The organism is Anaerosolibacter sp., from assembly GCF_029240175.1.
Classification (GTDB): Bacteria; Bacillota; Clostridia; order Peptostreptococcales; family Thermotaleaceae; genus Anaerosolibacter.
Window position 1 is genome coordinate 146,413 of the sequence record NZ_JARBTM010000011.1, and the last position, 13,097, is coordinate 159,509.

Annotated in this window: 13 protein-coding genes and 1 tRNA gene; all 14 read left to right on the forward strand. The window is 35.1% G+C overall.

Annotation, left to right across the window (positions count from 1 at the left end; all coding sequences use genetic code 11):
* The first annotated feature begins 24 nt into the window (after window positions 1-24).
* Complete coding sequence (locus K0R93_RS09815) at window positions 25-648, forward strand: helix-hairpin-helix domain-containing protein (protein ID WP_300300617.1); 624 nt, start codon at window positions 25-27, stop codon at window positions 646-648.
* A gap of 58 nt (window positions 649-706) precedes the next feature.
* On the forward strand, window positions 707-1,753 hold the full coding sequence (selD, locus tag K0R93_RS09820; protein WP_300300620.1) for a selenide, water dikinase SelD: 1,047 nt from the start codon (window positions 707-709) through the stop codon (window positions 1,751-1,753).
* A gap of 179 nt (window positions 1,754-1,932) precedes the next feature.
* Window positions 1,933-3,360 carry an L-seryl-tRNA(Sec) selenium transferase gene (gene selA, locus K0R93_RS09825; RefSeq protein WP_300300623.1) on the forward strand — a complete coding sequence of 476 codons (1,428 nt, stop codon included), beginning with the start codon at window positions 1,933-1,935 and terminating at the stop codon, window positions 3,358-3,360.
* On the forward strand, window positions 3,357-5,249 hold the full coding sequence (gene selB, locus K0R93_RS09830; RefSeq protein ID WP_300300626.1) for a selenocysteine-specific translation elongation factor: 1,893 nt from the start codon (window positions 3,357-3,359) through the stop codon (window positions 5,247-5,249). Before selA ends, selB begins: the two co-directional genes overlap by 4 nt.
* Before the next feature lie 225 nt (window positions 5,250-5,474).
* Window positions 5,475-6,164 carry a response regulator transcription factor gene (locus tag K0R93_RS09835; RefSeq protein ID WP_300300629.1) on the forward strand — a complete coding sequence of 230 codons (690 nt, stop codon included), beginning with the start codon at window positions 5,475-5,477 and terminating at the stop codon, window positions 6,162-6,164.
* Window positions 6,091-7,578, forward strand: a complete 1,488-nt coding sequence (locus tag K0R93_RS09840) for a sensor histidine kinase (RefSeq protein WP_300300632.1) — start codon at window positions 6,091-6,093, stop codon at window positions 7,576-7,578. The genes K0R93_RS09835 and K0R93_RS09840 overlap by 74 nt, the downstream gene beginning before the upstream one ends.
* Window positions 7,579-7,599: 21 nt before the next feature.
* Window positions 7,600-8,469, forward strand: coding sequence for a GerMN domain-containing protein (locus K0R93_RS09845; RefSeq protein WP_300300635.1), 870 nt, complete (start codon window positions 7,600-7,602; stop codon window positions 8,467-8,469).
* 15 nt (window positions 8,470-8,484) lie between these two features.
* Entirely contained in the window at window positions 8,485-9,381 is an 897-nt protein-coding gene (locus K0R93_RS09850; protein WP_300300638.1) for a GerMN domain-containing protein, read from the forward strand.
* Between the two features lie 73 nt (window positions 9,382-9,454).
* Window positions 9,455-9,551 (forward strand) — tRNA-Sec (locus K0R93_RS09855).
* 277 nt (window positions 9,552-9,828) lie between these two features.
* Window positions 9,829-10,500, forward strand: coding sequence for a BofC C-terminal domain-containing protein (locus tag K0R93_RS09860; protein ID WP_300300641.1), 672 nt, complete (start codon window positions 9,829-9,831; stop codon window positions 10,498-10,500).
* A gap of 122 nt (window positions 10,501-10,622) precedes the next feature.
* Complete coding sequence (gene ruvC / locus K0R93_RS09865; RefSeq protein WP_300300645.1) at window positions 10,623-11,117, forward strand: crossover junction endodeoxyribonuclease RuvC; 495 nt, start codon at window positions 10,623-10,625, stop codon at window positions 11,115-11,117.
* 14 nt (window positions 11,118-11,131) lie between these two features.
* Window positions 11,132-11,731 carry a Holliday junction branch migration protein RuvA gene (gene ruvA / locus K0R93_RS09870; protein WP_300300648.1) on the forward strand — a complete coding sequence of 200 codons (600 nt, stop codon included), beginning with the start codon at window positions 11,132-11,134 and terminating at the stop codon, window positions 11,729-11,731.
* A 15-nt stretch (window positions 11,732-11,746) separates the two neighbouring features.
* Window positions 11,747-12,769: a Holliday junction branch migration DNA helicase RuvB gene (gene ruvB, locus K0R93_RS09875; protein ID WP_300300651.1), complete on the forward strand. Its 1,023-nt coding sequence runs from the start codon at window positions 11,747-11,749 to the stop codon at window positions 12,767-12,769.
* Between the two features lie 5 nt (window positions 12,770-12,774).
* Entirely contained in the window at window positions 12,775-12,987 is a 213-nt protein-coding gene (locus K0R93_RS09880) for a DUF2905 domain-containing protein (protein ID WP_300300654.1), read from the forward strand.
* Window positions 12,988-13,097 lie beyond the last annotated feature (110 nt).

Consider the following 13,097-nt stretch of genomic DNA (forward strand, 5'->3'; position numbering starts at 1 on the left):
AAAACAATATGGGGAGATGATATGATGGTGTTCACAAAGCGTGAAAAAATAATATTGGTACTATTTATAATGCTAATTATCACTTATTTTGCAGGAAGCTATTTTATAAGCTCCCTAAATAAACCACAAATAACAATGGAGAATGAAGCGTTAACGCAAGAATCTGAGGAAGCTCCTGAGATTATGATAGAACAAAATGATATTAAGGAAAGAAAGATAGCTATTGATGTAATAGGTGAAGTAATAAAACCTGGTTTGGTCATTTTAGATGATGGAACAAGGGTTATAGATGCCATTGAAGCAGCTGGCGGACTACTTGAGTCAGCAGATCGCAGGAAAATAAATTTAGCAAGATTATTGAAAGATGAAGAACAAATATATGTCCCGAAGATAGGAGAAAATATTGAAATTCAAGATAGTAATAATGCTGTGGGACAAGGCGTAACAAACTTAGGAAAAATAAATATTAATCAGGCCACGGCTGTAGAATTAGAGAAACTAAATGGGATTGGAGAGGCATTAGCGTCTAGAATTATTCAATATCGACTAGAAAAAGGTGAATTTAAGGATATAAAAGATATTATGAAAGTATCAGGTATTGGGGAAAAAAAGTTTGAAGGAATGAAAGACCAAATTACCGTTCGATAAAAGTGAAAATTGCTACTACAGATCATCTATGTTAAACTATGAGGGAGGTGATATGAGCATGTCTAGTAATGAGCAAAAAAGACTTACTGAAATGACTAGTAGCTCTGGCTGAGCTGCGAAAATGGGCCCTGGGACCCTGGCACAGGTTCTGTGTCATTTACCTAAGATTAATGACAGCAAGCTATTGGTAGGATTGGAAACTTCAGATGATGCTGCTGTATATAAATTAAATGATGAAACTGCCCTTATACAGACGTTGGATTTCTTTACGCCTATCGTGGATGATCCATACATGTATGGGCAAATTGCAGCTGCCAACTCATTGAGTGATGTTTACGCCATGGGAGGTCAACCATTGCTGGCTATGAATATCGTTTGTTTTCCAAATTGTTTATCTCAGGAAATACTTACAGCGATTTTAAAAGGCGGAGCTGATAAAATTCAAGAAGCGGGTGCCCTATTGGTAGGCGGCCATACAGTTGAAGATAATGAACCTAAATATGGATTATCTGTTACAGGGATTGTTCATCCAGACAAGGTGATTAGCAATGCCATGGCAAAGCCAGGACATAAGCTGATATTAACCAAACCTCTCGGTATGGGAATACTGAATACTGCACTTAAAGCAGATTTGTTGTCAGCCTCCCAAGTCGAACATGTGATGAACGTTATGGCTGTACTGAATAATATAGCGGCAGAGGGAATGAAAAAATATGGCGCAACCGCTTGTACAGACATTACAGGCTTTGGACTTTTAGGTCATGCCTATGAAATGGCGAAAGCGAGTAATGTGAGTTTGAAGATAGATTATAGGTCTGTACCCATTATGGAAAATACCATTGCATATGGAAAAATGGGTTTAGTACCTGCAGGTGCTTATGCAAATAGAAAGTATATTGCAGAATATATACATCTTGATGATGGCGTCCCTCAACATATTCAGGATATATTATTCGATCCTCAAACTTCTGGAGGGCTCTTGATTTCTGTTCCTCAAGATCAAGTAGATTCTTTGCTAGACTACTACCAGCAGCACTTAACAGTTGAGTTTGCAATGATAGGTGAAGTGATTGAAAAGAGCAATTCTTCAATATATGTCAGCTAACGATGAATGAACTCATTTGTTGAAAGGGACACTTCGATCGAAGTGTTCTTTTATCTGTTTAGAGAGATTGGAATGAATATAATTAAATTAGGTCATTGAATCCCAATATTATGGTATAATTTTATGTGATTACTGACAAAAATGGGTATCATAAAGAAATCTTACGTGAGGTGACGTTTATGCCTGATAAAAAGAGTTTATTCGCACAAATACCTAAAATTGATGATATTTTAAATGAAAAGCAAATTCAAGAATTAATGATGGCGATTCCTAGAGTAGTTGTTTTGGATGTCATTCGTAAAAATATTGAAGACATTCGCAAGGAAATTTCTCAGCTTTCTGAGGTGAATATAGATCAATACCAACTTCCATATCCATCTTTATTAGAAAAGATTATTCACGATGCTTATGAAAAAAATAAGATGAGCTTAAGAAAAGTTGTGAATACTACGGGTGTTATATTACATACAAATTTAGGACGAGCGGTACTAAGTGAAGAAATCAGAGAAGCTGTCTGGAGCGTAGCTTGCAACTATTCTACCCTTGAAATTGATGTAAAGACAGGGAAGAGAGGTTCAAGATATGTTCATATTGAAGAAGTGATTACGAAATTAACAGGGGCAGAGAGTGCACTTGTGGTAAACAATAATGCGGCTGCTGTCCTACTGGTTTTGAGTACAATGGCAAAAAACAAGGAAGTAATTGTTTCAAGAGGGCAGCTTGTCGAAATTGGAGGGTCCTTTAGAGTACCAGAAGTAATGGAGCAGAGTGGTGCATTCCTTAGAGAGGTTGGCAGCACCAATAAAACCCATTTATTTGATTATGAGCGAGCAATTACAGAGGACACAGGAGCTCTTTTAAAGGTCCATACAAGCAATTATAAAATATTGGGATTTACAGAAGAGGTTACGCTAAAAGAACTCGTTGGATTAGGTAGAAAACACAGTATCCCTGTAATCGAAGATATTGGCAGTGGCACTTTCATAGATTTTTCTAAATATGGCCTTGTAAAAGAACCTACTGTACAAGAAAGTGTTGATGCAGGGGCAGACATCATTACCTTTAGTGGGGATAAGCTTTTGGGGGGGCCTCAGGCGGGTATTATTATTGGTAAAAAGAAATATATAGATCTTATGAAAAAGAATCCTCTCACGAGGGCTTTCCGTGTAGATAAAATGACATTGGCTGCATTAGAAGCTACCCTTAAGATCTATTTTGATGAACAGGAAGCCATAAGGAAAATACCGACTTTAGATATGATGACCAGGAAAATTGAAGATATTGAAAGAAAAGCTAAGGACTTTAATAAACTTTTAATGTCCATTGAACTTCCGTGCAATATCTCACTAACTCAGGATTATTCGCAAATAGGGGGAGGCTCAATGCCTTTAGTTGAACTGCCTACATGGGTGATAGGAATCTATCCGAATGACATATCTGTTAATGAGCTTGAAAAAAGATTAAGAGAGTACCAAACGCCTATTATTACAAGAATTCAAGATGAACAACTGATGTTGGATGTAAGAACGATAAAGGATAATGAGTACACCCTCATTTTAGATGCACTGAGAACTGTAATGGGAGTCAAAAAGGGGGAATCACATTGAAAAACATTGTAATAGGAACTTCAGGTCATATTGACCATGGGAAAACGACGCTCATAAAAGCGCTTACAGGAACAGATACAGATCGATTGAAAGAGGAAAAGAAAAGAGGTATTACCATTGAATTAGGGTTTGCCCACTTCGACCTTCCCAGCGGAAGAAGAGCTGGAATTATTGATGTTCCAGGTCATGAGCGATTTATCAAAAATATGTTGGCTGGAGTAGGCGGTATAGATATCGTACTACTTGTGATAGCCGCAGACGAAGGATTCATGCCTCAGACCCAGGAACATTTAAATATACTCTCAATCTTAGAAGTAAAAAGAGGAATTATCGTATTGACCAAAATTGACAAAGTTGATGAAGAATGGTTAGATTTGGTGAAAGAAGAAGTACGACAAAAAACAAAAGGAACATTTTTAGCTTCAGCCCCTATGATTTCGGTTTCATCATCTCAAGGTGTTGGAATAAAGGAATTGGCTCAACTAATAGATGAACTTACAGAGGAAACAGAAGAGAAAGATGTTCGAACGCCATTTAGATTACCCGTTGATAGAGTATTTACGCTGACAGGTTTCGGAACCGTTGTTACAGGGACCCAGATAGAAGGTACTTTGTCAGCGGAATCAGTTATTTCTATATACCCTGATGATATTCAAGCAAAAGTACGTTCTATTCAAGTTCATGGAAAAACTGTAAATGAATCATTTGCTGGGCAAAGAGTTGCTGTGAATTTGGCTGGCGTAAAAGTTGAAGAAATACTCCGGGGCAACGTTTTAGCAGAAAAAAATTCGATGAAAGCAACAACGATGCTTGATATCAAATTGAACCTACTAAAAGACACAAGCAGAGTACTGAAAAATCGGGAGAGGCTTAGGTTTCACCATGGAACCAGTGAAATATTTTGTAGGGTTGTGTTGCTGGACCGTGAAGAGCTTGAACCAGGAGATTCATGCTATGCACAATTAAGGCTTGAGGAATATACAGTGGCAAAGCGAGGTGACCACTTTGTTTTAAGATTTTATTCCCCAATGGAAACTATTGGAGGCGGAATTATCTTAGAACCTACGCCTAAGAAGCATAAACGTTTTAAAGAGGACACCCTGGAGGATTTAAAGGTTAAAGAGGAAGGAAGTCCAGAAGATATTATTGATAAAATCATCAAGCAATATGCAAATAGATTTGAAAGTATAAGTTACTATGCAACCCTGACGGGTATGTCAGAAAGCATGATAGATGAAATGATTAAAAACCTGATAGTTGAGGGCAGCGTAGTAAGATTCTCTAATCATATAACGCATCAAAGGTATCTAGATGCTGTTGAAGAGGAAATAATAAAGATATTAAATGATTACCATAAAAAAAATCCCCTAAAAGCCGGCATGTTAAAAGAAGAATTGAGAAATAAAATCTTTCCACAGACAAAGGGGAAGCTATATGATCATCTTTTAGAGTATTATGAAAAAAGTCAAATTTTGAAGAACAAAGGAAATATAGTATCGATCTATAATTTTGAAATAGATTTTACAGAAGAGCAGGAAAAGATTAAAAATGAAATTGAAAGGATATACTTAAAAGCTGAGTTTAACCCGCCAGCACCAGATGAATATATAAAAGGCAATAAGAATGAAAAACAAAATAGAATGGTCTTTCATGCGCTTATGGATATGAATATTTTGATAAAGATTGATGATGATATTGTGTTTCATAGAGACCATTATCATCGGGCAGTAGAAATTTTGAAAGAATTTGTTTATCAACACAAAGAAATCACCCTATCAGAATTTAGAGACTCTCTAAATACAACAAGAAAATATGCGTTACCTCTGCTGGAACATTTTGACCAAATCAAGGTTACAAAGAGAGTTGGGGACAAAAGAGTCCTATACTAGCTACCAAAAAACGGTAGCTTTTTTCTTGCATTCATACAAAAAAAGAATTATGATAAAAATAGCAAAAATTGTTGATTAATGTAATGGAAAAATACCCTACACTTTGTTGTTAGTAATTGATTACATACTTTTGGAGGTCCAAGGAAAAGATATGCTTAAAAAGTGTAGGACTTTTTAGCCTATAAATATACAGTTCGATTGCAAATAATACAGAGAGGTGATTATGTGACGCATAAATTACTAGTGGTTGATGATGAACCTATATTGCTTAAAGGCTTAAAATACAGCCTAGAGCAAGAGTCTTATGAGATAGATACTGCTGAAGATGGAACTGATGCTCTTGCCATGGCACTACACAATGCTTATGATTTAATCATTCTTGATTTGATGCTTCCTGGCATTGATGGTTTGGAGGTATGTAAACGATTAAGGGAGAAATCAATGGTACCCATCATTATATTAACAGCCAAGGGAGAAGATACGAGTAAGATTTTGGGGTTAGAGTATGGTGCAGATGATTACTTAACAAAACCTTTTAACATCCTCGAACTAAAAGCAAGAATTAAAGCTATACTTAGAAGAGTGCATATAAATGACAATGTCTCTCCTAGTAATGTGATAAAAATCAGCGGCTTTACGATTAATACCCTTGGTCGAAAAGTAAATTTAGGGGACATGGAAATTAATCTTACTGCGAAAGAATTTGATTTGCTGCTTTTACTAGCGACCAACCCAGGTAAAGTATATAGTAGAGAAGAATTGCTTGAAATTATTTGGGGTTATGAATATTTTGGTGATTTGAGGACTGTGGATGTACATGTAAGAAGACTAAGGGAAAAAATTGAAAAAAATTCCAGCCAACCAGAGTTTATTCTTACAAAATGGGGAGTTGGTTATTATTTTAGGACCAAGTAAAAAGTTTATTAGTATTAGGTGGAAATTAGTTTCCACCTATTTGCTATTAGGAATTCTTACTTTGTTATTGATTAATTCTTTTATAAGTGAGGCGATACGACTAAGTTATATTAATCAAAAAAAAGTTCATTTATTTACACAGGGTAATATTATAGCAGGTAGAGTAATAAATGTGATTAATGAAGAAATCGTAGAAAATATTGATATTGAAGACATTACAAAAGAAATGAGCAAAGAGCTTAAGAGTCGTGTATTGGTCATAAATACTAAGGGTATTGTTGTAAGTGACTCATATGACGTCCTAAGGGGTTCTATTATAAAACATCATGAATTAGAAGAGTCATTAAGCGGTAAATCCGTTTCCAAGCAACACAATTTAGAAAAATATGGACGGACTATGTATGTATCAGTTCCTATTATCTCAAATGCCCAGGTGATTGGAGCTGTCTTTATATCTGCTTCTTTAGAAGAAATCTACCAAAGTATTAAAGAAACAATGAGAAGCTTTCTATACTTATCTTTTATAAGCTTATTAATCACAGGATTTATAAGTTTTATATTTGCAAAGCTCATTTCTAGACCTATTGAAGAACTTACAAATAGTATTATAAAAGTACATCAAGGGAATCTAGAAGAAAGGGTAGAAGTAAGAGGAAATGATGAATTGAGCAACCTAGGAAGCTCCTTTAACTTAATGATTACCCGCATTGCCCAGGTAGAGCAGCAGAGAAAAGATTTCGTAGCCAATGTATCCCATGAGCTAAGGACGCCCTTAAGCGCCATCAAACTGTTGTCAGAATCTTTGTTACACCAAGATCATGTTCGAGTAGAAACGTACAGGGAATTTCTTGCCGATATCGATTCAGAGGTTGACAGACTGAATAAGATAATTGAAAACCTGTTGTCGTTGGTAGATATTGATAAGGGAAAGCTTATTCTAGATTATCAGGTTACATATATAAATTACCTTATTGAAAATCTAATACATTCATTAAAACCTTTAGCAGATAATAAAAAGATTGACATGGCATTTTATGAAAAAGAAAAAGTTCATACAAAATTGGATCAGATAAAAATTCAGCAAGCTTTAACAAATATTATTCATAATGCCATTAAATATACACCAAATGGTGGAAAAATTGAAGTGTCTTTATATTTGGAGTATGAAGATATAGTGATTAAGATTGAAGATAATGGAATTGGCATACCAACAGAAAGCTTACCTTATATTTTTGAAAGATTTTACAGAGTTGATAAAGCCCGGGCGAGAAATACGGGGGGGACAGGATTGGGGCTAGCCATTTCTCACCAAATTATTAGTCTGCATCAAGGAAGGATTGAAGTAGTAAGCGAACTGAATAAAGGAACAGCTTTTTATATCCGTTTGCCCAAAGATACTGCTGTGTTAAGCTAATAGAGAGGGGGTGTATTGACCTTGAAAACATTATATCGGCTGTTATTATTATTATTCGTTATGATGATTATGGGTGTGGGTATTTATAATTATAGCAAGGATAATGATATAGGCCAAAATCAACCTCCGATTCCACCTGTACCAGATCAAACAAAATATAGATTGAAATTATATTTCGGAAGCCCTGACAATAACCGCCTGATTAGTGAGGAAAGAGTCATCATAAGTGATGAACTACAAGAAGAAAAGCTTATCATCGAAGAACTTATCAAAGGACCACGAAATAAGACACTTAAGGCATCGATACCTATAGAAACTAAACTACTTTCCATAAAGACTATAGACAACATTTGTTATGTCAATCTATCAAAAAGCTTCCTTAACTCCTATAGATGGGATCTGATGAATGAAGCAATCACTATTTGGTCTGTGGTTAACTCCCTCACAGAAATAGAACGCGTACAAGCCGTACAATTCTTGATCGAAGGTGATCGAGTAGGTGCTATCGAAAAATACTATTCTTTAAAAGAGCCATTCTACAGAAATGAAGAGTTGTTTAGAAAAGAAGTTATTACACCTTTTGACACATTTAATGTTTTTTTGGATTACCTTAGAACGGGTAGTTATGATAATGCATATAAAATGCTATCAAAAACAAGTACGGACAAAGTAGACTTCTTAAAGTTTAAGTTGAATATGGGTACTTATATAAGAGAATTAAGAGATTATGAGATAGCGAGATATCAAACCCAAAAATATAGCAATAAAGTGATATTACTTATCACATATGAGAAAAAACCTACAGCAATTGGAAATCTAGAAAACGAGTTTATGGAAAGCTGGCAAATGATTTATGAAAATGGAGAATGGAAAATTGTTATGCCAATATAAGAAAGGTAGGATCTCATGAAAAGAATAATAACAATTATCTCACTAATCATGCTTGTGATCAGTGGATGTGCCGACAAACAAATTAGTGTAGAAGTGATGGATTTAAAAGTATTCTATGCTGATCGTAATAATGAAAAAATTGTTACTGAAAATAGAAAGCTTAAAATTAATAGTGACGACAATAAGTATATGGTAGCTATGGAGGAATTAATTAAGGGTCCTAAAGATAAAAAGTTAAAGATGAATATTCATCCAAAGACCGTAGTGCTTGGCGTGGAAAAATATAATGATGTGGCAATCGTAAATTTTTCGAAGGAATTTAATGATGTTAATGGTGAAATTCAGCAAATGATTGCAATTATGACAGTAACTAGCACCTTAACTCAATTTGCTGAGATACAAAATGTAAAAATAATGATTGAGGGAAAGGAATATACTCCACCATATGTTATGAAGGATAACATGGTGGGCAAAATCTCAATAGACGATAAAGAACAAATGGAGGAACTATCTCTCTATTTCGCAGGGTCCAATGCAGATCAATTGATAAGAGAAAGAAGGACTGTAAAAGTACCCTCAGATGAAACGATAGAAGAAAGGATTATAAAGGAATTAATTAAGGGTCCAGAAGGAACAGGTATACATAAAACAATACCGGTAAACACACGGCTGATAAATATCACTGTTGATAGTGATATTGCCATCGTGAACTTTTCTGAAAGCTTTATTAAAGATCATTGGGGTGGCAGCACAGGTGAGACGATGACAATTTACTCCATTGTAAATTCGTTAACAGAACGGCCACAAATCAAAAAAGTAAAGTTCTTAATAAATGGTGAGGACAAATTAGCATTTGGTCATTATAGCTTTGATCAAATATTCGAAAGAGATGAAGCACTTATTTTAAAATAATCTAAATATTAAATAGACCCTTGCAATAACACATAATATAATATATAATCAAATTCGTTGATAAATTTAATTTGGGAGTAGATGGGTGCTGGTGTGCCCTCTGGTCTTCAAAACCAGTTTGAGGGGTTAGTAGCTTCTTAGGTGGGTTCGATTCCCACGTACTCCCGCCAATCGAGTGAAAAGAGGTTATGCCTCTTTTTTTATTTTATAGAAATTATGAAGGACGCTTAATAATATAAAAATAGACAAAAAAAAAGACCAATCGGTCTCAAAAAAATAGTGAAAAACATTATAGATGAATTATAGCATGAAGGGAAAAATATGTCAATAAAGAAATAATTGAATCGATTTGTGTCGATAAGCGATGGAAAAAGAACAGAACTATCTTAGGTATAATTCCTCTGAAAATGGTAATAATGGTCAGTTAGATAGACTAGGAGGGATTTTATGTATAGAAGAAAAAAGCACAGAGGAAAGTTTATTGCAGCATGCTTTAGTCTGCTCTTATTAGGGTTTATCTATGGATACATAACGAATGATAATGAACCCCCAATCAAGCCTAACCCTAATAAAGGCACGATTGCAGAAACTCCAAAGAATAGCACGGAGGAAAGTCAAAATCAGAACAACATCGAGAATCCATTAGAAACTACACCGAATCTAGAAGAAGATCCAGACTTGAATGTTGAGGAGACTGTAAATGATAATTTAGTTACAGAAGATACGAAGCTTGTTTTTAAGACTTATTACGAAAAATCTAGGGATACCTTAACCAAAGAAGAAAAGGTACCTATAGTTTTGATTGGAGAACCATTAAAGAACTTACAAGAATATGTTGCGAGTAATTATACTGGATGGAGTATAAGGGGAATAAGCAAAGATTTTATTGAATTATATCGTGTTAGAGAGACCTTATCCCCTAATCATTATATTGTTAAAGAAAAAAATGGGTTTATTGCTATATTTCAAATAGACGAGACAGGTAATTCCATATTGATTGATCAAACAGAGATTCCTATATTTGGACTTGGAGAGATTGATCAAAAGAAATTAAAAGATGGTATTCCAGTTAAAAATCTAGAAAATGTAAATCAAATATTAGAGGATTATAGCAGTTAGAGTGTATTCATTAGAAATACACTCTTTTTTTCTAGTGTCTAGGTTAATTATGAGAAAATCAAGAAGGAATATAGGGTTTCACATCGAATATATGTTTGTATAAATAATAGGGAGATGTTACAATGGTTATACTAGGCATAGATCCAGGAATTGCAATTATGGGGTTTGGAGTTATTGAATACAAAGGAAATCAGTTCAAGACAATTGATTACGGTGCTGTCACTACTGATGCAAAGGAAATCATACCGATACGACTTAAGAAGATTTATGAAGGACTAGAAGATATAATTGCGAAGCATAACCCTTCTGTAATGGCTATAGAGGAACTGTTCTTTAATAAAAATGCAAAAACAGCGCTATTGGTAGGGCATGCCAGAGGGGTAGCTATATTAGCCGCTGCTAATAAAGATATTCCTATTTTTGAATACACACCTTTGCAAGTAAAACAAGGTGTAGTTGGTTACGGCAGAGCTGACAAAAAACAAATTCAAATAATGACAAAAACACTGCTAAACCTAAAGTCAGTACCTAAACCTGACGATGTTGCGGATGCATTGGCTGTAGCAATTTGTCATGCCCATTCCGGAGTTTTTGAAGGATTATTTAAAATGAAATAATTGGAGGAATGAAAGTGTTTGAATATATAAGGGGAATGATAAATTCCTTTGGAGAGGACTATATTGTTGTTGACAACAACGATATAGGATATAAAATCTTTACATCATTAGGGACCATTACTACAGTAAAAGGCAGACAAGATAAAGTTACAGTATATACCCAACAGGTTGTGCGTGAGGATGATATCAGTATTTATGGATTCTACTCAAGGGAAGAACTGAAAATGTTTCAGCTCCTAACTACAGTTACTGGAGTAGGCGCAAAAGTAGCATTAGGCATATTATCCTCTATCTCCATAGGAAATTTAGCAGGTATGATTATATCTGAAGATATAACTGGTTTAACAAAAGCCCAAGGGGTTGGGAAAAAAACTGCCCAAAGAATCATACTCGAATTAAAGGACAAAATTGATCATAAGGTAGCAGTTATAGAACCCACATTGATTCCAACAAAGTTGGTTTTAGGTGATGGAAATGATGAAGTGACCAACGCACTAATGGCTTTGGGATATACTAAGAGCGAAGCCGTATCAGCTGTTCAAGAAGTAGAATATGGAAGCAGTGGTGTTGAAGATATGATTAGAAGGGCTTTAAAGGTTTTAGCCAAGCCGTAGAAAAGAGGGATCACATTGTTTAACCATTTAGAGGATAATAGAATCATAACAAGTTCTATAAAACAAGAGGATTTTGATATTGAGAATACACTTAGACCGAGAAGTCTAAAAGAATATATTGGGCAAAGCAAAGTAAAAGAAAAGCTAGAGATATTCATTGATGCAGCAAAACTAAGAAATGAATCCTTGGATCATGTGCTCTTATATGGCCCTCCTGGATTAGGGAAAACTACCCTTTCAAATATCATTGCCAATGAGATGGGCGTAAATATTCGTATAACCTCAGGTCCTGCCATTGAAAGACCAGGAGATTTAGCTGCCATATTAACCAATCTAGCAGAAAATGATGTGCTTTTTATTGATGAAATACATAGGCTGAATAGAACAGTCGAGGAGATTCTCTATCCAGCCATGGAGGATTATGCTTTAGACATTATTATTGGCAAAGGTCCTAGTGCTCGGTCTATCCGACTAGATCTATCCAAATTTACCCTCATAGGGGCGACTACACGGGCGGGTTTATTAACTGCGCCTCTCCGTGACCGATTTGGTGTTATTTGTAGGTTAGAGTTATATGATAATAGGGATTTGTTTGAAATTGTATATAGGTCAGCAGCTATTTTGGGTATAGAAATTGAAAAGAAAGCAGCTGAAGAAATAGGAAAAAGAGCTAGAGGTACACCACGTATAGCAAATAGACTATTAAAGAGGGTACGGGATTATGCTCAGGTAAAGGGAAATGGGAAGATAACTATTGACTTAGCAACAAAGGCATTGGATATGTTAGAAGTGGATCATTTAGGACTTGACATGGTAGATCGCAATATACTCATTACAATCATCGAAAAGTTTGGCGGTGGACCCGTAGGGCTAGATACCCTGTCAGCATCAACAGGAGAAGAAAGAAACACGATTGAAGATGTATATGAACCTTTTCTATTGCAGCTCGGATTTTTGCAGAGAACACCCAAGGGAAGGATCGTAACGAAGCTAGCGTATGAGCATATGGGTATAAAAAATGTAAGTGAGACGGAGTGAGAAAAATGAATAATCCAGGGAAAATCATGATTTTCTTAGGAATCATCTTGACTGTGTTAGGAATTATTGTGTCATTGGGGTCTAGGTTTGGATTAGGTAAATTGCCTGGAGATATATATTTTAAAAAGGGAAACTTTACATTTTATTCGCCACTGATGACAACTTTTGTTCTAAGCGTTTTACTTACTTTAATTTTAAATTTGTTCTTTAGAAAATAACTGTCAGAGGACCAATGTCATTAAGTTAGTTTAAAAAGAATCAAAACAGTCATAGTTTGATTTCTAGTGAAATTGAACTATGACTGTTTTTGTTTCCAATACACTACATT

Excerpts from the sequence above, each read along its gene's own strand:
- K0R93_RS09850 (WP_300300638.1), top strand. The coding sequence starts at position 8,485 with ATGAAAAGAATAATAACAATTATCTCACTAATCATGCTTGTGATCAGT.
- K0R93_RS09860 (WP_300300641.1), top strand. The coding sequence starts at position 9,829 with ATGTATAGAAGAAAAAAGCACAGAGGAAAGTTTATTGCAGCATGCTTT.
- selA (WP_300300623.1), top strand. The coding sequence starts at position 1,933 with ATGCCTGATAAAAAGAGTTTATTCGCACAAATACCTAAAATTGATGAT.
- K0R93_RS09880 (WP_300300654.1), top strand. The coding sequence starts at position 12,775 with ATGAATAATCCAGGGAAAATCATGATTTTCTTAGGAATCATCTTGACT.
- ruvC (WP_300300645.1), top strand. The coding sequence starts at position 10,623 with ATGGTTATACTAGGCATAGATCCAGGAATTGCAATTATGGGGTTTGGA.
- K0R93_RS09815 (WP_300300617.1), top strand. The coding sequence starts at position 25 with ATGGTGTTCACAAAGCGTGAAAAAATAATATTGGTACTATTTATAATG.